At 66.8% G+C, this 18,315-nt stretch carries 17 protein-coding genes; 7 read left to right on the top strand and 10 right to left on the bottom strand.

All coding sequences use genetic code 11. The features are described from left to right. The first annotated feature begins 151 nt into the window (after positions 1-151). The 3 genes from NG900_RS02555 (at position 152) to NG900_RS02545 (ending at position 3,147) form a co-directional block, all read left to right on the top strand. The gene (locus NG900_RS02555) at positions 152-1,597 is read left to right on the top strand and encodes a PAS domain-containing protein (protein WP_252676361.1); all 1,446 of its coding nucleotides are present in this window, start codon (positions 152-154) and stop codon (positions 1,595-1,597) included. 183 nt (positions 1,598-1,780) lie between these two features. Beyond that, a complete protein-coding gene (locus NG900_RS02550) occupies positions 1,781-2,848 on the top strand; it encodes a DMT family transporter (protein ID WP_252676359.1) in 1,068 nt (355 codons plus the stop codon). Continuing rightward, on the top strand, positions 2,845-3,147 hold the full coding sequence (locus NG900_RS02545; protein ID WP_252676358.1) for a hypothetical protein: 303 nt from the start codon (positions 2,845-2,847) through the stop codon (positions 3,145-3,147). Before NG900_RS02550 ends, NG900_RS02545 begins: the two co-directional genes overlap by 4 nt. Positions 3,148-3,320: 173 nt before the next feature. Here NG900_RS02545 and NG900_RS02540 read toward each other — a convergent pair whose 3' ends face one another. From NG900_RS02540 to NG900_RS02515, 6 genes are all read right to left on the bottom strand, one after another. After that, positions 3,321-5,423, bottom strand: coding sequence for a phosphocholine-specific phospholipase C (locus NG900_RS02540; RefSeq protein ID WP_252676357.1), 2,103 nt, complete (start codon positions 5,421-5,423; stop codon positions 3,321-3,323). Positions 5,424-5,884: 461 nt separating this feature from the next. Continuing rightward, the gene (locus NG900_RS02535; RefSeq protein WP_252676356.1) at positions 5,885-7,138 is read right to left on the bottom strand and encodes a VanZ family protein; all 1,254 of its coding nucleotides are present in this window, start codon (positions 7,136-7,138) and stop codon (positions 5,885-5,887) included. 51 nt (positions 7,139-7,189) lie between these two features. Continuing rightward, positions 7,190-7,855 (bottom strand): ABC-type transport auxiliary lipoprotein family protein, encoded by a 666-nt coding sequence (locus NG900_RS02530; protein WP_252676355.1) that lies wholly within the window; start codon positions 7,853-7,855, stop codon positions 7,190-7,192. Positions 7,856-7,864: 9 nt separating this feature from the next. Continuing rightward, entirely contained in the window at positions 7,865-8,845 is a 981-nt protein-coding gene (locus NG900_RS02525) for an MlaD family protein (protein ID WP_252676354.1), read from the bottom strand. Next, on the bottom strand, positions 8,845-9,723 hold the full coding sequence (locus NG900_RS02520; RefSeq protein ID WP_252676353.1) for an ABC transporter ATP-binding protein: 879 nt from the start codon (positions 9,721-9,723) through the stop codon (positions 8,845-8,847). Before NG900_RS02520 ends, NG900_RS02525 begins: the two co-directional genes overlap by 1 nt. After that, a complete protein-coding gene (locus tag NG900_RS02515; RefSeq protein ID WP_252676351.1) occupies positions 9,720-10,844 on the bottom strand; it encodes an MlaE family ABC transporter permease in 1,125 nt (374 codons plus the stop codon). The genes NG900_RS02520 and NG900_RS02515 overlap by 4 nt, the downstream gene beginning before the upstream one ends. Before the next feature lie 207 nt (positions 10,845-11,051). Between NG900_RS02515 and NG900_RS02510 the strand changes: the two genes are divergently transcribed. The 3 genes from NG900_RS02510 (at position 11,052) to NG900_RS02500 (ending at position 13,696) form a co-directional block, all read left to right on the top strand. Then, positions 11,052-11,939 (top strand): biotin--[acetyl-CoA-carboxylase] ligase, encoded by an 888-nt coding sequence (locus tag NG900_RS02510; protein ID WP_252676349.1) that lies wholly within the window; start codon positions 11,052-11,054, stop codon positions 11,937-11,939. Next, positions 11,936-12,820: a type III pantothenate kinase gene (locus NG900_RS02505; RefSeq protein WP_252676347.1), complete on the top strand. Its 885-nt coding sequence runs from the start codon at positions 11,936-11,938 to the stop codon at positions 12,818-12,820. Before NG900_RS02510 ends, NG900_RS02505 begins: the two co-directional genes overlap by 4 nt. A gap of 96 nt (positions 12,821-12,916) precedes the next feature. Continuing rightward, a complete protein-coding gene (locus NG900_RS02500) occupies positions 12,917-13,696 on the top strand; it encodes an SPOR domain-containing protein (protein ID WP_252676345.1) in 780 nt (259 codons plus the stop codon). A gap of 4 nt (positions 13,697-13,700) precedes the next feature. Here the strand turns inward: NG900_RS02500 and rfaE2 are convergent, their stop codons facing one another. After that, on the bottom strand, positions 13,701-14,198 hold the full coding sequence (gene rfaE2 / locus NG900_RS02495; protein ID WP_252676343.1) for a D-glycero-beta-D-manno-heptose 1-phosphate adenylyltransferase: 498 nt from the start codon (positions 14,196-14,198) through the stop codon (positions 13,701-13,703). A gap of 74 nt (positions 14,199-14,272) precedes the next feature. Further along, a complete protein-coding gene (locus NG900_RS02490) occupies positions 14,273-15,127 on the bottom strand; it encodes a ferritin-like domain-containing protein (protein ID WP_252676341.1) in 855 nt (284 codons plus the stop codon). A 418-nt stretch (positions 15,128-15,545) separates the two neighbouring features. On the opposite strand from NG900_RS02490, the gene NG900_RS02485 reads away from it, so the two are divergent. Next, positions 15,546-16,241 carry a glutathione peroxidase gene (locus tag NG900_RS02485; RefSeq protein WP_252676339.1) on the top strand — a complete coding sequence of 232 codons (696 nt, stop codon included), beginning with the start codon at positions 15,546-15,548 and terminating at the stop codon, positions 16,239-16,241. Here the strand turns inward: NG900_RS02485 and NG900_RS02480 are convergent, their stop codons facing one another. Beyond that, positions 16,242-17,399, bottom strand: a complete 1,158-nt coding sequence (locus NG900_RS02480) for a patatin-like phospholipase family protein (RefSeq protein WP_252676337.1) — start codon at positions 17,397-17,399, stop codon at positions 16,242-16,244. It abuts the gene before it with no gap. 30 nt (positions 17,400-17,429) lie between these two features. After that, a complete protein-coding gene (locus tag NG900_RS02475) occupies positions 17,430-18,299 on the bottom strand; it encodes a PhaM family polyhydroxyalkanoate granule multifunctional regulatory protein (protein WP_252676335.1) in 870 nt (289 codons plus the stop codon). Between the last annotated feature and the right edge of the window lie 16 nt (positions 18,300-18,315).

Here is an 18,315-nt window from a genome sequence, read left to right as displayed (position 1 = left end):
TTTATTTACCTTTAGAGAATTATGGACTAGTCTAGGAAACATTAGTTGCCGCAGGCCAATCGTTAAGACCTAACAATCAAACCATTGGATAGTTTTTGGCTATTTTTGAACCGTTATACTGTCGCGAAACACTTCCAGTGAATCCTGCTCCATGACCGCCGCCTCGCTCCCGCCGTCCGACGGCTCGCTTGATGACGACAGCTTTGCCGGCCGCCTCAAAGGCGTGCTGACGCGCGGCCGCATCCAGCTCAAGCAGGTGGCGGCGGCGCTGGGGGTGTCGCCCTCGGCGGTGCACAAATGGACGCGCGGCGGGGAGATCGAGTACGCCAACCTGTTGGCGCTGGCCCGCTTCCTGAACGTGAACTGGCTGTGGCTGCGCTACGGTGACCGCGCGCTCGCCGACCTGGAAGCCAGCCTGAACACCGACGCCCGCGCCCGCGAAGGCCGCCAGAAGCACCTTGCCGCCATCATGGAGAGCGAGGCGCGCATGACCTTCGCGCAGGAGATTTCCGGCGTGGTCACGTGGGAGTGGAACCTGCTGACGGATGCGGTGGCGTATTCGCCGAATGCCGCGCGCCTGTTCGGCCGACCGATCCGCACGCTGGACGATTTCTGGCAGTGCGTGCTGCCCGAGGATGTGCCCGGCGTGCAGGCCGCCATCGCGCAGAACCTGGCGGCCGGGGGTGTGTACGCCCATGAATTCCGCATCGCCTACGCGCCCGATACGGTGCGCTGGATCGTCTCGCGCGCCACGCTCGTGCGCGACGCGCAGGACCGGCCAGTCAAGATGATCGGCCTGAGCCTGGACACCACCGAGCGCCACACGGCTGAGGCCGCGTTGCGCGACTCGGAGGCGCTGCTCGCCAAGGCGCAACAGATCGCCCGGCTTGGGAGTTGGGTCTGGGAACCGGGCAGCGATGCCTGCCGCTGGACGGACGAGGCCTACCGCATCTTCGGCTGGACGCCGCAGGGCTCGCCGGTCTCGATGGCGCGCTACCTGGAGGCCATCGCCCCCGCCGATCGCGCGCGCGTGCAGGCGGTGCTGGACCAGGCAGTCGCCACGCGACAGCCGTATCGCGTGGATTACACCATCACGCTGCCCGACGGCACCCGGCGCCATCTGCGCGAGGAAGGCGAGGCACAGGACCCGGCGGCGGCCACCGTCACCATGATTGGCGCGGCGCAGGACATCACTACCGAGGTAGAAGCTCAGGCCGCCTTCCGCGACAGCGAAGCCAAGCTGCGCACACTATTCGAGCAGGCGCCGGTCGGTATCGCGCAGGTCAGCCTGGAGGGCCGCTGCCTGCGCGCCAACCCGTGGCTGTGCAAGCTGCTGGGCCAGCCCGAAGCGGCGCTGCAGCAGCGCACGCTGCTCGATCTCACGCACCGCGACGACCTCGCCCGCCACCTGCGCCAATACGGCGAGTTGCTGGCCGGGACGGTGCCCGCGTACGCGATCACGCTGCAATTGGTACGCGGCGATGGGTCTGCCGTGCCGGTGCGCATCACCACGTCCCTGGCGCGCGATCCGGCCACCGGCGCGCCGCTGCACCTGATTACGGTGGTCGACACGGTGCCCGAGTCGGGTGCCTCCTAGCCCAGCGTCACCTGACGTCGCAGACGTCAACTTCTGACAATCCCGTCAATCGTTGCGACTTTTTCCGGCATGCCTGGAGGGCCGGCATAGACTCCGAAGAACTATTGGTTAATTTCTATACCCCCAGTAACTCAAGCGTCACCCGGCAGGTTTGCCGCTGACGCGCAGAACAGGGAGATCGTTTTGGCTTCATCCTCCGCCGCCCGCGCGGCGCATCACAAACGCACGCTGCAGTGGGGCTACCGCTGGGCGCTGTGGGCCGCCATCCTGTGGGGCGCCTGGTACGTGCCGGGCACGGCCGTCTGGCATGAGCGCCCATTTGCGTCGCTTGACTTGTCCGATCCGCATGTCTTTCTGGTCTGCGCGGCCGTCATCACGGCGTTCAACAGCGTGCTGGTGGTGGTGTTCCAGTGGCTCTGGCTGGCCGTGCTCGGCAAGCTGGGCGACTACTTCCGCACCATGGGGCAATTCCGCCACATTTCGCGCTGGTATGTGATTGCGGCGATTGCTGGCGGGCTGATGGCGAACTTCGGCTCGTATCTGGCGATGGGCTACGTGGGCGCGGTGTTCGCGGCGGTGGCGGGCCTGCTGTATCCGGTGGTGGGCGCCACGGTGGCCAAGCTTTGGTACAACGAGCGCATCAGCGCCCGCGCTGCGGTAGGCATTCTCATCATCATCGGCGGCGGCGTGGCGATCTATGCACCGGCGCTGCTGGCCGAGTCGCACAGCGGCGGCAACCAGTGGCTCGGCTACCTGGGCGGCGCCATGGCGGCCCTCGGCTGGGGGCTGGAAGGCGCCATCGTCGGCCGCGCCATGGATGTGTCCGACCCGGACTGCGGGGTCTCCATCCGCTACACCGCCGAGGCCATCATCTGGGCCCTCTTCGTGCTGCCGGCCATCGCGCTGTTTGCACACGTGCCGGTCCCGGTGATGGACATCGTCTCTGGCGTTGTGCACAGCAAAGCGCTGCTGTGGCTGGCTGCGGGCGGACTCACCTTCGCATTCTGCGCGGTGGCCTGGTACAAGTCGTTCCCGCTGATCGGCGTGGGGCGCGGGCAAGCGCTGGGGGCGTTCTACGCGATGTTCGCCACGATCTTCACGGCCCTCTTCACGCTGCAGTTTCCGGAGTGGTACTTCCTGATCGGGCTGGCGCTGGTGATCTTCGGCGGCTTCGTGATGGTCTCGGAAAGCTCGGAGAACCTCGAAGTCATTCGGGGCTCGGCCCCCACAACCACGGAAACGCACGCATGAAACTGCACATGAAGGGCTACATCCTGCAACTGCTGGCCGAGGGCGATGCGCTGTGGGACAACGACATCGCGCACCGCGCGCTGCAGGAATACGGCAAACCCGAAGACGACTACTGGACGGGCAGCGTGCGCGCCATCCTGGCCGACCTGTATTCCGGCGGCTTGGTGCAGACACCTGAGGACACACTGGACGAAGCCACCGGCAAGGTGCACTTCCGCTACGTCATTACCGAGTTCGGCCGTCAGCGCATGGCCGATACCGGCCTGCTCGACACTGAACCGAAGGAGACCACGCCATGACGCACTTCTGGGGTTACCCGTTTGCCGACGTGCTGGCGATCGTGATGATCGTCGGATTGGCCGCGCTGGCGCTGTATCAGGCACGCACGTACACGAAGCAGCTCTGACGCTGCGCATCAAAGAAACGGCCCGCTGGCAGACCACGCCAGCGGGCCGTTTTGCTTGGACGCAGCTTATGCGCCGAGCGCCGGATCGGATGCGCTGGTGCGGCCGGTCTCCACGTGGCCGGCCAGGCGACGCTCGAAGCCGGCATCGGTGCTGGCCTTGACGGTCACGTCGTACCAGGCGTGCTGGCCGCGCAGGTCCAGGTACACCGAGGCATCGTCACCGCCGCGCACTTCGCGCTGCACGCTCTCGCCTGTGTAGGCGTTCCGGATCGTGAAGACCGTGGGTGCGCGGCCGTGGTTGATGAGGCGCAGTTGCAGGTTGCCGTTGGCGACGTCATAGCCTTCCTTCACCTCCAGCGCGCGGCCGTGCGGACGCAGCAGGCCCGACAGCGCGAGCTTGCCGACAAAGCGGCGCAGAAAGCCGTTCGGGCCATGCACCGTAAAGTCGTATGCGCCGCCGGCGTTCACGGTCAGCGTGTCCGACAGGCGCTTGCCGGCTTCGACCGTGTAGGTGCGCGGTGCCTCCGTGCTGCCGGCGGTGTAGACGATGAACACAGCGCCCGCATCGCCGGTGTTGATGAACTCGAGCTGGAACTTGCCGGCAGCCTCGTCCTGGCGGCCGCGCACGAACAGCTCGTACGGCAATGCGCGCGACGGGCGCATGCCCGCTTCCTGCTTCGGTACGGCCTGCACCAGCGGCGGCAGCGGAACGTAGCTGGCGTGGCGCAGCTTGTCCTTCGGCACGTAGGCCGTGGTGCTCGGCAGCGCGGGCACCACCTCGTTGGGCGTGGCGAAGTTGAACGCGGATGTCAGATCACCGCACACCGCGCGGCGCCACTTCGAGATGTTCGGCGACTTGACGTTGTGCGTGCGCTGAAAGCGCTGCTCGATGAAGCGGATGATCGACGTGTGATCGAACGTCTCCGAGCACACGAAGCCACCCTTGGACCACGGCGACACCACCAGCATCGGCACGCGCTGGCCAAGGCCGTAGCTGCCCGCGCCGTACTTGCTGTTGCCCGGGAAGGTTTCGCCCATCGTATCCACCGTTGACAGACCATTGCTGCCGGACGATGCGAACGGCGGTACGAGGTGGTCGAAGAAGCCATCGTTCTCGTCGTAGGTAACGAAGACCGCGGTCTTGCTCCACACCTCGGGGTTGGAGGTCAGGATCTGCAGAATCTGGTCGATGTACCAGGCGCCGTAGTTGGCCGGCCAGTTCGGGTGCTCGGAGAACGCCTCCGGCGCGGCAATCCACGACACCTGCGGCAGCGTGCCGTTCTGCACGTCGCGCTTGAGGATGTCGAAGTAGCCCTCGCCGGCGGCGGCGTTGGTGCCGGTGCGCGCCTTCTCGTACAGCGGGCTGCCGGGCTGCGCGTTCTGGTACTGGTGGAAGTACAGCAGCGCGTTGTCGCCGTAGTTGCCGATGTAGGCGTCGCTCGTCCAGCCCCACGAGCCCTTGGCGTCCAGGCCAGTGCCGATGTCCTGATAAATCTTCCACGAGATGCCGGCGGCTTCGAGCACTTCCGGATACGTCGACCAGCCGTAGCCGGCCTCCGCGTTGTCGATCACGGGGCCGCCGCCGACGTTGTCGTTGCCGACGTAGCCCGTCCACATGTAGTAGCGGTTCGGGTCGGTCGAAGTGGGCGTCGAGCAGTGATAGGCGTCGCAGATGGTGAAAGCGTCGGCCAGCGCGTAGTGGAACGGGATGTCCTGACGCGTCAGATACGCCATCGTCGTGGTGCCCTTGTGCGGGACCCAGCCGTCGTAGCGGCCGCCGTTGACGGCAGCGTGCGTGTCGTTCCAGCCGTGCGGCAGGTCTTGCAGGAACTGCAGACCCAGATCGGGCGCGCTCGGCCGGAAGGGCAGGACTTCGCCCACACCGCCGGCCACCGGCTGGTGCCACACGCTCTTGCCCGTGGGCAGCGTGATGGTGCGCGTATCGCCATACCCGCGCACGCCTTTGAGCGTGCCGAAGTAGTGGTCGAACGAGCGGTTCTCCTGCATGAGGATCACGATGTGCTGCACGTCCTCGATGTTGCGGTGCGCGTTATGGGCGGGAATCGCCAGCGCCTGACGGATGCCTTCGGGCACCGCGCCCACGGCCGCGGATGCGGCAGCCAGTTGCGCGGCGGAACGGAGAAAACCACGGCGGCTCTTGGAGGTCATGTTCTCGTCCTGTTGATGTGTGCTTGGGGTTTGGGGGGGAACAACTTGAGGGCACCTGACTGGAACACCGAGGCTCAATCGACGGTGTGAATCACGGGCGGCGCAAGGCCGTTCGGCAAAGCAACGGCCCCAGGGGACAACGGGGAAGACGGAGCGGAAGACGGTGAAAGCGCGGCAGCCTGCGCACGCACCACGGCCGGCACATGCGGATCCGCCGCGTCGCACGCACTCAGCGCAAGCACGAACATCGCCGCGAGGAAATAGGCGGCGTGAAACGGCAGTCGACTGGCAGCGCGGCGCCCACACATGGATGGCCTCCTGATGACAGGCCAGCGCATGCGACGCCCGTCGGTAATCAGGCGCTAAGGTAGAAAGAATTCGTGTCGGCCGCGTGACGAAACATCATGGCGACGCGACGCATCGCCACTGACTTGCACGAATGGATGAGGCACCGGCAGCGCTCAGTCGGGGCGCTTGCTGTCGCGGCGCTGCAGTTGCGTCTGCTCGGCGCGCCAGGCCAGATAGCCGAGACCAAGGAACGGCCACAGCCAGCCGATCCACTGCGACAGGCTGTTGAAGTGGACGAAGCGCCCCAGCCGCCAGGCCTGCGCCGACACCCACGAATACGGGCTCGGCGGCAGCACGTTGGAGAGAATGATCAGCACGATCAGCAGCGTCATGGCCAGTGCCCCGCGCAGCCAGCGCGGCAGGCGCACCAGCAGCACCAGCACCAGCGAGCCGACGATCAGCCCGAACCGCGCCCCCGACGCCAGCCAATCCCACGCCCCGCTCGCCGGAAACTGCAGCAGCGTCGCCCCGCCCTTGACGACCAGCGCCCCCGCCAGCAGCGCGGCCAGCAGGCGCAGCACGGGCGCATCGCGGCGCATGGCGACGGTGGCCAGCAGCCCCGTGCCGATCCAACTGCACGCGGTGATGAGCGCTTCGAGCAGCTCCTGGCGCTGCAGCGCTTCGGGGTGCGCCTGCAGCTTGTCTTGCCAGTCAAAAAGCCCAGGAAACCAGCTGTTGACCAGGTTGACCACAAATGCATCCGGCGACGGATCGAGCAGGATGCTGCGGATCACCCCGCCCATGCTGAACAGAAACTCCTGCGGAAAGATCTGCGCAAACGGCCACGCCAGCAGCAACAGGATCGCAAACGTGGCATGCGGCTCGAACCAGCGGCGGCGCAGGCGGCGCAGCCCGCCCCGGTCGATCAGCCGCGCCGAGAACGGCACCATGACGATGCCGCCCACCAGCGCACCGAGCGTATTGGTGGCCAGGTCCACGTTGGAGGACACGCGCGTCGGCAGGTAGGTCTGGATGGCCTCCATGGCGCCAGAGAGCACCAGCCCGCCCAGCAGCGCCAGCAGCACCGCGCGCCAGCCGGTGATGCGCGGATGCACCGCCAGCACCGTCAGCATGCCCAACGGCATGTAGCCCCACACGTTGGTCAGGATGTCGAAGCCGGTGTTGTAGCGCGGCAGCGGCGCCGTGATAAAGGCAAACGGCGACACGCCGGTATCCGTCCAACCCGCAAACGGATACAGGCTGGCATAGACGACCAGCAGCACGAACCACCCCAGCCCGGCGCGCGCAAGCGGCGAGTGGCGATGCGGGGTGGGCGCGGCAGGATGCGAGTGGAGGGCCGTCACCGGAGGGAGCTGCTGTCTCTGTCTAGAAGAAGGGATGGACGTGCTTGAAAAAAAGCCGCCCATGATAGCGTCCGATGCGGCACATCGCGGATGGTTCCGCCGTCCGGAGGAGGGTTAACGCGGGTGCACCCCGGATGCGCCAGCGGTGGCCTGACCGGGCGCCCCCAGCGGCAAACCCGCCACCCAGTCGAGCACCTCGCCGATGGCCTTGTCGGACGCTTGCGTGAGCGCCGCCACGCCGCCCGCCGCATCGGCACTGGGCGCAGGCGCGTCGGCCTGAACCACGCGCTGGTCGATCACGCCGCGCGCCAGCGTGACCGTCGCCCGCAGCCGCACCACGCCGCGGCTGGCGTCGCGCCGGTCGAACACCTGCGAGAAGTCGACCAGCTCCACGCGCAAGCTCGGCACGTCGGGCGTGGGATAGCCCACCACTTGGCCGCGTGCGGCCGCCGCGTTGCGCAAGCGAGCGTCGAACAGGTTCACGGGCGATTCCACCCAGCGGCTGTTGGCGTAGGCGTCGGTGCGCTGGCTTTGCGCATAGGCCAGGCGGTAGTAGATCGCGTTGCCGTCCATCCAGCCCGGGCCGGCCACGTCGGCCACGCGCAAGGCGGTCGGCAGACGGGTGCCATCGGTGGTGGCCGGGGCGAGCCCGAAGTCGTACAGGGCGGTCGGTGCCACGGGCGCACTGGAGCAGGCAGCCACCAGCGACAGCGCCGTCAGCGCGGATACCGCACGCGCGCGGCTGAGTGTGTGACGCAGGACAGCAGACAACATCGGCATGAATTCTCCTCAGGGCTGGGCCGAAACCCGTGCGGCGGGCGCGGTGAAGCCGATCTCGCCGGGGCCGGGCACGCCGGGCGCGGGGCCGAACAGCACGCTCTGCGGCCGGGCGTTGAAGTCAGTCACGGCATGGTCGAAACCGCGCACGGCCTGGCGGGCTTCACGCGCAAAGCCGTTGAGTTGCGGCAGTGTTTCGTAGGTCAGCACGTTGGCGGCCGATTGCATCGACTGCGTGGCTGCGGTCAGGTCGGAGCCGGCGCCGGCCAGCGTCCCCATCAACGGCCCCTTCGGGTCCGCCAGCGATTGTGTCAGCTTGCGCGTGGCCACCAATGTGGAATCCAGGTTGTCGGCAATCTGCGGCAGCTTGCGCACGGTCGGCTCGGCTTGCTGGGCCAGCGCCTTGTAGCTGTCCATGGTCGACTGGAACGACTGCAGCGATGCCGTGATCTGCTGGCGGTGCTCGTCGTCAAACATGACCGACAGCGAGCTCAGCGTCTGGTCAAGCTTGGAGAGCATCTGGTCGCCACGCTTGTCGAGCTCGTCGAGGAAGCCCGCTTCCATGCGGATACGCGCAGGCGCCTTGGCCGAGGTTTCCAGATGCGTGGGGTTGGGCGTGCGCTTGCCGCCGTCGTTGCCCGAATCGAAACCGCGATCGTCGAGCTGCACGTAGGCCAGGCCCGTCACGCCCTGGTAAGCCAGACGACCGTAGGTGGTGGTAGTGATGGGCGCGTCCTTGTCGACCAGCACGCGCACCACGATCTGCCCGGGCACCTTGTCGTCAAAGCGGATGCTGTCGACCTTGCCGACATCCAGGCCGCGATACTTCACGGCGGCCTGCGGGTTCAGCCCGTTGACGGTCGAGCGCGTGACCACGTCGTACGGTACGCGCACGGTCTGGTCGCGGTTGAACCACATCACGGCCAGCGCAATGAAGATCGCCAACCCGATCGTGAACAGCCCGGCCAGAAATGCGTGGGCTTTGTTTTCCATCAATCCTCCTGCACTGCAAGCGTGGCGGCCGCCACGACTTCTGTCATTTGCGGGCCCAAGGCCATCAGTGCCCGCTGCCCCCGCTCGCCCAGGAAGTATTCCTTGATGAACGGGTGGTCGACCTGAATGATCTGCTCGATCGGCGCGGCGGCCAGCACCTTGCGATCCGCCAGCACGGCGATGCGGTCGGACAGCGCCACCAGCGTGTCCAGATCGTGCGTGACCATCACCACCGTCAAACCCAGCTCCTGACGCAACTCGCGGATGAGCGCGACGTAGTCGTCGGAAGCACGCGGGTCCAGCCCGGCGGTCGGCTCGTCCAGAAACACCAGTTCGGGCTCCAGCGACAACGCGCGCGCCAGTGCCACGCGCTTGATCATGCCGCCCGACAGGTCCGACGGCATCTTGTCGGCATCGGTCGATTTGAGCCCCACCATCTGCAGCTTGAGCATCGCCACGCGCTGCACAAACGCATCGGGCAGCGTGCGCAGCTCGCGCATCGGCAAGGCCACGTTGTCGATCACGGATAACGCCGAGAACAGCGCGCCATGCTGGAACTGCATGCCCCAGCGGTTGCGCATCGACTGCAAGTCATTGCCAACCTGGCAGGTCAGCTCTTCGCCAAAGATGTGGATCGTGCCCGAGGTGGGCTTTTCCAGCCCAACCACCTGGCGCAGCAGCGTCGTCTTGCCGCTGCCCGAGCCGCCGACGATGGAGAGCACCTCGCCGCGAAACACGTCCAGGTCGATGTTGTCGAGCACCGTCACCTTGCCGTAGCGCTTGGTGACGTTGCGCACCTCGATCACCCGCTCGCGGGCTGGCGTGATGGCCGGTGCAGCTGGCGCGTGCTCAACGTGCGGATGGCGCGGTCGCGTCATATGCCGACGTCCTTGAAGAGAATGGCGAACACCGCATCGGCCAGGATCACGATGGTGATCGACACCACCACCGACGTGGTCGTGCCCTCACCCAGGCTCTGCGTGTTGGGCTGGATGCGCAGGCCGAAGTGGCACGCCACCAGCGCGATCAGCATGCCAAACACCACGCCCTTGCCGATGCCGAGCCAGAGGTTGGCCACCGGCACCGCATCGGGCAGCGAGGTGATGAAGTACGTCGGGCTGATGTCGAGCTGGAACTTGGCCGCCAGGATGCCGCCGCCCAGTGCAAGCAAATCCGTCCATGCCACCAGCAACGGCATGGCAATCGCCAGCGCTATCACCTTGGGCAGGATCAGCCGGAAGCCGTGTGAGATACCCATCACGCGCATCGCATCGAGCTCTTCCGTCACCCGCATCACACCAATCTGCGCGGTAATGGCCGAGCCCGAGCGCCCCGCCACCAGGATGGCGGCCAGCACCGGCCCCAGTTCGCGGATGATGGCCATGCCCAGAATGTTCACGATGAAGATGCTGGCCCCGAACACGCGCAACTGGTTGGCCGACAGGTAACTCAGCACAATGCCGATCAGAAAGCCCACCAGCGCGGTGATGCCCAGCGCCTTGTAGCCGGTGCTGTAGATGTTGGCGGAGATCTCGCGCCATGGGCCGCGGTGCGGCGCGCGCAGGAACATGCCGAAGTCGAACACGAGCTGGCCGACCATGGCGATGCCGTTGCGGGCGTGGTCGAAGAAATCGAGCATGCCCTCGCCGAGGATCGCCACCGGGTTGATGCGCGGCGCCAGGCGTTGCTTCCAGCCGCCGGGGTCGAGCTTGGCTACGCGGTCGATCATGCGGCGCTGGTCGGGGCGGGCATCGAGGTGTTCGGGCCACTGGTTGCCCCAGGCGCGCCAGAGCAGTTGCGCGCCGAAGTGGTCGATACGGCCGACTTCGGTCAGGCACCACGCGTTGGCGTTGTCCAGGCCGGCGCGGATCTGCTGGCGCGCGCTGCGCACGCCGGCGCGTTCCGCCAGAGCGAGCGTGGTCCAGTCGCCGGAGAGAAAGGCAACAGACCGGCCCTCGACGACGCGTACCTCGAGCCGGGGTGTACGGCAGGTGATCAAACGGTTCTCCGTCAGCAGTGATGCCGAATATCGGTCGAATTGTAGCCAACACGCCGCCAAACGCTGTCACACTCGCTGCCACACTGTGAGGCCGGCGCCCCTTTTGGTCGCCTGTCTGGTCGCCTGTCGTTGGCGCGAGGCCCTTGTTTGCGGCCTCCGCTCGTACAATCCAGGCATTCCCCGCGCGAATCTGATCGCCTGCTTTTTATGTCTCTTGCCGAACCCTCCGCGCGCTGGCGCCTCGTGCCCGAGCGCATCCAGCCCAGCGGCCCGGCTGCCGGCTGGCCCATCGATGTGGTCGAGGCCACCGGCTCCACCAACGCCGACCTGATGGCCGCCGTGCGCGATGCCGCCTGGCCTGTCAACGCAGCCATTCCCGCTCATGCCAATACCGGCGGCGCGCCGCTGCTGGGTGCACGTGTGCGGGCCGCCCAGCGCCAGACCGCGGGACGCGGCCGGCAGGGCCGCCCGTGGAGCGGCGACCACGGCCTGACCTTCTCCATTGCCTGTGCCTTTGCCGGCGAGCCCGTATTGCTTGGCGGCCTGAGCCTGGCCGTGGGCGTGGCCGTGGCCGATGCCGTGGCCTTGTATGCGGAATCCCGCGGTGGCAGCGCGCAAGCTCTCGGGCTCAAGTGGCCCAACGACGTGCAGATCGCCGGGCGCAAGCTGGCCGGCATCCTGGTCGAGACCGTGCGGACCGCGCCCGGCCAGACCTGGGCCGTCATTGGCATCGGCCTGAACCTGGAACGGCCGCATGTGCTGGAAACCACGCTGGGCCGTGGGCTGTCCGGCGTGGAAGAACTGGTGGATGCGCCGGAGCCGAACGCCGTGTTCTCGGCGCTGCTCACGTCGCTGGGTGAATACCTGCAGCGCTTTGGCACGCAAGGGCTGGCGCCGTTTGTTGCGCCGTTTGCCGCGCGCGATGCCTTTGCCGGCGAGCGCGTGCGTCTGTGGCAGGACGGCGCCGTGGTGCTCGAAGGCGTGGCGCACGGCATCGACGCGCAAGGCCGCCTTGCCATCGAGACTGGCGGGCGCGTGCAGTGGGTCCACAGCGGCGAGGTGTCCCTGCGCAGTGCCGAGGACGCGCAGCCATGAGTCGCCTGAAAGCCTCCACCGGGCACACGACCCCGCCGGCCCGCCCGCTGCTGCTGATCGACGCCGGCAACACGCGCATCAAGTGGGCGTGGATTGCCAACGGTGCCGACGCCGAACCCGCCCTGCCCGAAGAACCTGGCGGCACGCCGTGGCAGTACGCCGGCGCCCGCCCGCACGATCAACTGGCTGAATTGGTGGAAGACTGGCGCGACTGCCATGCATTGGGCGTTGCGCCGCCCGAGGTGTGGATCAGCGCGGTGGCCGGCCCCGCGCTGCGCGATGCGCTCACCGCGCGCATCGCCCGCGTGTTCGACGGCGCCCGCGTACGCATTGCCACGTCGGAAGAGCACGCCGCCGGCTTGCGCAACGGGTATCGGGAGCCCGCCCAGCTCGGCACCGACCGATGGGTGGGCGCGATCGGCGCACGCCACCTGTGGCCCGACACCGCCCTGCTGCTCGTAACAGCCGGCACCGCCACCACGCTCGACATCATCACGCCAGACGGCCTGTTTGCCGGTGGCCTGATCCTGCCCGGTCTCACGCTGATGATGCGTGCGCTGTCGCGCAATACAGCGCAGCTGCCGGAAGTCGACGTCGGCTACCTGAGCACGAGCGACGTGGTTGCGCCGCCCTGGGCCGACAACACGCAGGACGCCATCGCCCTTGGCTGCGTCACCGCCCAGGCGGGCGCGATTGCGCAGACCTGGATGGCGCTGCAGAAGCAACACCCCGGCCCGGCACGCTGCGTGCTGAGCGGCGGAGCACGCGCCGCGCTGGGCCCGCATCTGCGCATGCCGTTCCAGATGCACGATAATCTCGTGCTGCTCGGCCTTCAGGTGCTGGCGCGCGCGAGCCAGGATGGCGCCGCGACGCTGGCGTAGCCTGATCGTCAGCCCGCCGCTTTCGTCCTACGCTTGACCGTTGTTGCCGTGTTCCTGCATTCCGAGCCACCGTCCGAATCCACGTCCGTTCGCACCATGACGCTTCGCCTCGCCCTGCTGCTTCTGCTGCTCGTCAACGGCGTTCTGCTCGCGGCCAATTCCGGCGTGTTCGGACCGGAGGTGTCCAAGGCCTGGTTTGAAAGCGAACGCGAACCGGACCGCATGCGCCGCCAGATCCGCACCGAAGAAATCCGCATTCTCGAACCGGCACCGGCATCGGCGGCGGCTGTACCCAAATCGGCGCCGGCGCAGACTCCGGCGACATCCACGCCCGCAGCATCCGGCGCACAGGCCAGCATCGAGCGCACCGCCCTGAGCGCCGCCGACATCGTCGGCAGCTGCACCGAACTCAGCGGCCTGACCGATGCCCAGGCCACGCGCGGCGTCGATCAGTTCAAGCAACTGGCCGGCGTGCGTGTCGAGCGCATCTCGCGCCAGGAAGACAGCCGCTGGTGGGTCCACATGCCCGCCCGCGACACGCGCGAAGACGCCGAGCGCAAAGTCGGTGAACTCAAGCGGCGCAACGTGAGCGATTCGGCCATCGTGCAGGAAGGCAATGGGTTCGTGGTGTCGCTGGGCGTGTTCCGCGACAAGGACCGCGCGCAGCAACGCCTGGAGGATCTGCGCGCCAAGGATGTCCGCACCGCCGTGCTGACGGAAACACATCGCAACCCCACGCGCACGTCGCTGCGCGTGACGACCACTGGGGCCAGCGCCGAGGCGGCATCCGCCATCGCCGCCCAGCTGGCGAGCCTCAAGAAGAGTCTCGGCGCCGAAGACCTGCGCGCTTGCGCGGCAGTCACGGCGTCGCGCTAGGCACTCAGGAAGTCGCGCGCACGCGCTTGAGCAGCGCCGTGGTCGAGCGATCGTGCTCGAATGGAATTGCCAGGGCCGTACCGCCCCAACTGCGCACCACGCGCGTTTCTTCCAGCGTGTCGATATCGTAGTCGCCGCCCTTGACGTAGATGTCGGGGCGCACGCGTTGGATGAGTTCGACCGGCGTGCGCTCGGCAAACAGCACCACCAGGCTCACCGATTCCAGCGCGGCCAGCACGGCCAGGCGATCGTCCTGCGTGTTGAGCGGGCGATCGTCGCCCTTGCCCAGCATGCGCACCGAGGTGTCGGTGTTCACGCCCACCACCAGCGATGCGCCCAGCGCACGCGCCTGCGCCAGATACGTTGCGTGGCCGCGATGCAGGATGTCGAACACGCCGTTGGTGAAGACGATCGGGTGCGGCAATGTGCGCACGCGGGCTTCCACATCGGCGGAGTCGCAGATCTTCTGTTCAAAGGCGGGTGCGGGCTGGCGGGCGGTCATGGCGCAGAAATATTCGGTGGGGAAAACAAAACGGCCCATCGAATCGATGGGCCGCTGGCTGCCAGTGGCAAGGATCAGGCAGCTTGTTCGGCCGAGCCGAGCAGACGTGCGTTGAGTTCCTTGCGGTAGCGGTTGAGGTCTTGCACGGTTTCGAAGGTACGCTCGAACAGCAGACCCATGTTGTGCAGGATGCGCTCGATCACCTTCTTTTCCCAGCCGGCGTCGAACTTGATCTGCTCGTCCAGCCAGTGCTCGAGCCAGTCCGGGTTCGGCAGGCGCGACTGCACCGTGTCTTGCGGGAACAGCGCCTTGTTCACGTGCAGGTTGGTCGGGTGCAGCGGCTTTTCGGTGCGGCGCGCCGAAGCCATCAGCACGCCGATCTTGGCGAATGCGCTGCGGGCGTTGTCGCCGAATTGGCCGAGATACTTCTTCATGTAGCGCAGGTAGGCGCCGCCGTGGCGGGCTTCATCCTGCGACAGGTGCTTGTAGATCGACTTGATGACCGGCTCGGTATGCCATTCGGAGGCACGACGGTACCAGTGGTTCAGGCGGATCTCGCCGCAGAAGTGCAGCATCAGCGTTTCCAGCGGCGGGGCGGGGTCGAACTCGAAGCGCACGTTGTGCAGCTCTTCTTCGGTCGGCACGAGGTCCGGGCGGAAGCGGCGCAGGTACTCCATCAGCACCAGCGAGTGCTTCTGCTCTTCGAAGAACCACACGCTCATGAACGCCGAAAAATCGGAGTCGTGACGATTGTCACGCAGGAACATCTCGGTGGCGGGCAGAGCCGACCACTCGGTGATGGCATTCATCTTGATGGTCTGCGCTTGCGCGTCGCTCAGCAGCGACGCATCGAACGTGTCCCACGGAATATCCTTTTCCATATTCCAGCGGACCGCTTCCAACGACTTGAACAATTCGGGATAGAGCATGGTAAGCCTTTGAATTTGCAGGCGGATTCTAGCAGACATGCTTGACCCGCCCCGGTTTTTCGTGCTTGCCGGAGCAAAGATCTGTGTCCGCCCGTTTCCTCGTCACAACAGGCCTGCCGGCGCCACTGCGTCAAGTGGCTTGGCGACCCCCTTTGCGCGCGATGCCATGGCGCGCCGTCTCGCGGTATGCCGCGATGTGATCGATGGCGCGCTGGCCACCGTCTCTTGTGGTATGGGTCTCGTCAGTCACCCGAGACGCCCCGGCGAAACCTTCAGTATAGGAAGCCGTTCCATCTCTGCGGCGAGTCACGCACCGCGCATGTAGCACTTGGCGCGCGCCGCGACCCGGGGGCGTTATACCCTAGACTGAAGACAAAACCGGCGTTGCCGGCTGAGTGCCCGCTTTTGGAGAACCGCCATGTTGTTTTCTGCCATCGTTTTCACGCACCGCCCGCGCCTGCATCGACGGGCATCGGGCGTGCTGCGCCGGCACCATCTGTTGATGATCGCGATTGCGATTGCCATTGCGGTCATCGCGTTGCTGCTGCCACGCACCGGGCACGCCGCCACGACCGCGCCTGCCGCACAAGCGCCGGTGCCGACGGCGGCGAGCGCCTGCCCCGCCAGCCTGAACTTTCGCGTCAAGCGCCTGCAGGACGACGCGCCGCAAGACCTCTGCCAGTACACCGGCCGCGTGGTGCTCGTGGTCAACACCGCCAGCTACTGCGGCTACACGCATCAATACGAAGGGCTCGAAGCGCTGTATGCGAAGTACCGCGACAAGGGCCTGACCGTGCTGGGCTTTCCGTCCAACGATTTCCAGCAGGAACCCGGCAACAGCAAGCAGATCGCCGACTTTTGCTACAACACGTACGGCGTGAAATTCCCGATGTTCTCGAAGACGGCGGTGGTGGGTGCGGGCGCGTCGCCGTTGTACACTTGGCTGGCCACGCAAACGGGTCAAGCGCCCAAGTGGAACTTCCACAAATACCTGCTGGACCGCAATGGCCGCGTGGCGGCGGTGTTCCCCAGCAGCGTTGAACCGAGCGACCCGACGCTCATCAAGCGCATCGACGCGCTGCTGGCCGAGCCAACAACACATTCGTCGCGCTGATCACGCCGCGCGCATCGTGTCCGGCATCGCGCCGTACAGGAACGCGGCCAGCTCGTCACGGCGGGCCTGCACATCGCGCTCGCCGAGGTCAATCAGCTCCTGCGTGAATTCGGGCTCGAACAGCAGGTAGCTGGCGAACGCCGCACCGCGCGCCTCGGTGCCGCCCAGCGGCTTGAGCAGCGCGCGTACCGTGCCCGGCAGGCGCTGCACATGGCGCAGGGCGATGAGTTCGATGCGCTCGGACGGCGCCATCACCAGCACTTCGATCTTGCGCCAGCCATCCCGCGCGTCGGCAATCTCGGGGTTGCGGCTGACCATCGAATTGACGTGCTGCAGCCGCTCGATATCGGCGGACAGGCCATCGAGAAAAATGCTCGCCAACGCCTGCCCCGCGATCTGCGCGAGCGACGGATAGCCTGACGCCGGCACCGTGTCGTACCAGCCGGGCTGCGAGCGCGACGCGGCGCCCACCACGAGGATGCGATTGGCGCCCAGATGAATGGCCGGGCTCAGCGGCGACATCTGGCGCATCGTGCCGTCGCCGAACCACTCGTCGTTGCCTTCGAGCGGCACCGGCTCGGCCGGAAAGACGAACGGGATGCTCGACGACGCCAGCATGTGCGACACGCCGATCTGGTCGGCCACCGCAATCCGCTGCGAGCGCCGCCACGGCAGCACCACGTGCGGCGACTGATAGAACGTGACGTGCCGCCCCGTGGTGTACGACAGCGCCGTGATGGCGAGCGCGCGCAGCGCACCGGCATCGAAGGCGGCCTGAACCTGCTGACCGTCGTGCTGGGCCTCGAGCAGCTCGCGCAGCGGCGTGTTGTCGAACAGGGCGCGCGGCGTATGGCCCGTCATCCAGCCGAAGGCCAGCGCGGTCAGCCAGCGCGCGCCGCTGGAGCCCACGCGGCCGACATCCGTGCGATAGACGCGATCGGCATGCAAGCTGCCCCAGAGCTGCGTGAGCGCCTCGGTGGCGAGCGTGAAATCCTGCGCGCCGCGCGCCAGACCGAGGCTGTTGATCGCCCCTGCCGACGTGCCGCAGATGATGTCGAACGGCGTACGTGTCACCCCGGGCGCATAGTCGCGCGCCAGTCCTGCAATGCCGCGCAACACGCCGACCTGATAGGCGGCACGCGCGCCGCCTCCCATCATCAAGAGCGCAGTGCAGTCCGGCAGCATCGATCAGGGGGTGTCGTTGTCGGGCTTGGGCGCTGGGGACTTTGCCGGCGCTTTCTTGGCGGCCGTCTTGGTGGCCGTCTTGCCAGCAGGCGCCTTTTTGGCGGCGGGCTTCGGCTTGGCGGCAGACTTCGTTGCGGTGTGCTTCGGCTTGGCCGGCGCAGTCGGTTCTTCGATGTCTTCCGGCGCGGCGTCGAGCCCTTCCGCACCCGGCGCGCCACCAAACCCGGGGAACCCGCCGGGGAAGCCCGGCATCAGGTTCTGCGGCATCGGCATGGCCGCGGCGGCGGAACTGGCGATCTGGTTGAACTGCTGCTGCAGCATGTTCCACCATGGCGACGGGTCCAGCGCGGCAGCGGCTGCGCGTGCCGCCGCCTGCGCTGCGGCCTGCGCCCGGGCGTTCTGGGCGCGGGCTTCAGCCTGGTCGTCGTCGGTGTCTTCCGCTTCCTCCTCGGCTTCGTCTTCGGGCTCGGGGGCTTCGTCTTCAGGGGGCTTGGCCGTGGTGGCGCTATGCGGCCACGCGGGCTTGGATTCCGAGTCGGGCTTGGCGGCGCCCGGCGTCAGGCCATCGAACGCCGTCTTCATGGCATCCGGCGTGAGCGCAGAGCCGAAGGTCTGCAAGGCCACCAGCGTGGCGCGCTGCACTTCCAGCCCCTGGATGGCCGTGCGCAGCAGGCTGGCATTCAGCTGCAGCCAGCCCTCCACGGCGCGCAGGTCGTGGATGCGCTTGTCGAGCTCCTCCAAATCCATTGGCGGCGCGGCAAAATTGGCCATGTTGGGCATCCCGCCGCCGGCCATGCCGGCAAGACCACCGCTCCACAGCTTGCGCAGAAATTCGAAACCGCCTTCGGCAAAGTTGGGCATCTGGGTGAACATGGTGTCTCCTACAAAT

Source organism: Ralstonia soli (assembly GCF_023955655.1).
Classification (GTDB): domain Bacteria; phylum Pseudomonadota; class Gammaproteobacteria; order Burkholderiales; family Burkholderiaceae; genus Ralstonia; species Ralstonia soli.
The sequence above is the reverse complement of the archived record's forward strand: the minus strand, read 5'-3'. Positions and strand labels throughout refer to the sequence as shown.

Excerpts from the sequence above, each read along its gene's own strand:
- NG900_RS02555 (WP_252676361.1), top strand. The coding sequence starts at position 152 with ATGACCGCCGCCTCGCTCCCGCCGTCCGACGGCTCGCTTGATGACGAC.
- NG900_RS02545 (WP_252676358.1), top strand. The coding sequence starts at position 2,845 with ATGAAACTGCACATGAAGGGCTACATCCTGCAACTGCTGGCCGAGGGC.
- NG900_RS02540 (WP_252676357.1), bottom strand. The coding sequence starts at position 5,423 with ATGACCTCCAAGAGCCGCCGTGGTTTTCTCCGTTCCGCCGCGCAACTG.
- NG900_RS02535 (WP_252676356.1), bottom strand. The coding sequence starts at position 7,138 with ATGGGCGGCTTTTTTTCAAGCACGTCCATCCCTTCTTCTAGACAGAGA.
- NG900_RS02530 (WP_252676355.1), bottom strand. The coding sequence starts at position 7,855 with ATGCCGATGTTGTCTGCTGTCCTGCGTCACACACTCAGCCGCGCGCGT.
- NG900_RS02525 (WP_252676354.1), bottom strand. The coding sequence starts at position 8,845 with ATGGAAAACAAAGCCCACGCATTTCTGGCCGGGCTGTTCACGATCGGG.
- NG900_RS02520 (WP_252676353.1), bottom strand. The coding sequence starts at position 9,723 with ATGACGCGACCGCGCCATCCGCACGTTGAGCACGCGCCAGCTGCACCG.
- NG900_RS02510 (WP_252676349.1), top strand. The coding sequence starts at position 11,052 with ATGTCTCTTGCCGAACCCTCCGCGCGCTGGCGCCTCGTGCCCGAGCGC.
- NG900_RS02505 (WP_252676347.1), top strand. The coding sequence starts at position 11,936 with ATGAGTCGCCTGAAAGCCTCCACCGGGCACACGACCCCGCCGGCCCGC.
- NG900_RS02500 (WP_252676345.1), top strand. The coding sequence starts at position 12,917 with ATGACGCTTCGCCTCGCCCTGCTGCTTCTGCTGCTCGTCAACGGCGTT.
- rfaE2 (WP_252676343.1), bottom strand. The coding sequence starts at position 14,198 with ATGACCGCCCGCCAGCCCGCACCCGCCTTTGAACAGAAGATCTGCGAC.
- NG900_RS02490 (WP_252676341.1), bottom strand. The coding sequence starts at position 15,127 with ATGCTCTATCCCGAATTGTTCAAGTCGTTGGAAGCGGTCCGCTGGAAT.
- NG900_RS02485 (WP_252676339.1), top strand. The coding sequence starts at position 15,546 with ATGTTGTTTTCTGCCATCGTTTTCACGCACCGCCCGCGCCTGCATCGA.
- NG900_RS02480 (WP_252676337.1), bottom strand. The coding sequence starts at position 17,399 with ATGATGGGAGGCGGCGCGCGTGCCGCCTATCAGGTCGGCGTGTTGCGC.
- NG900_RS02475 (WP_252676335.1), bottom strand. The coding sequence starts at position 18,299 with ATGTTCACCCAGATGCCCAACTTTGCCGAAGGCGGTTTCGAATTTCTG.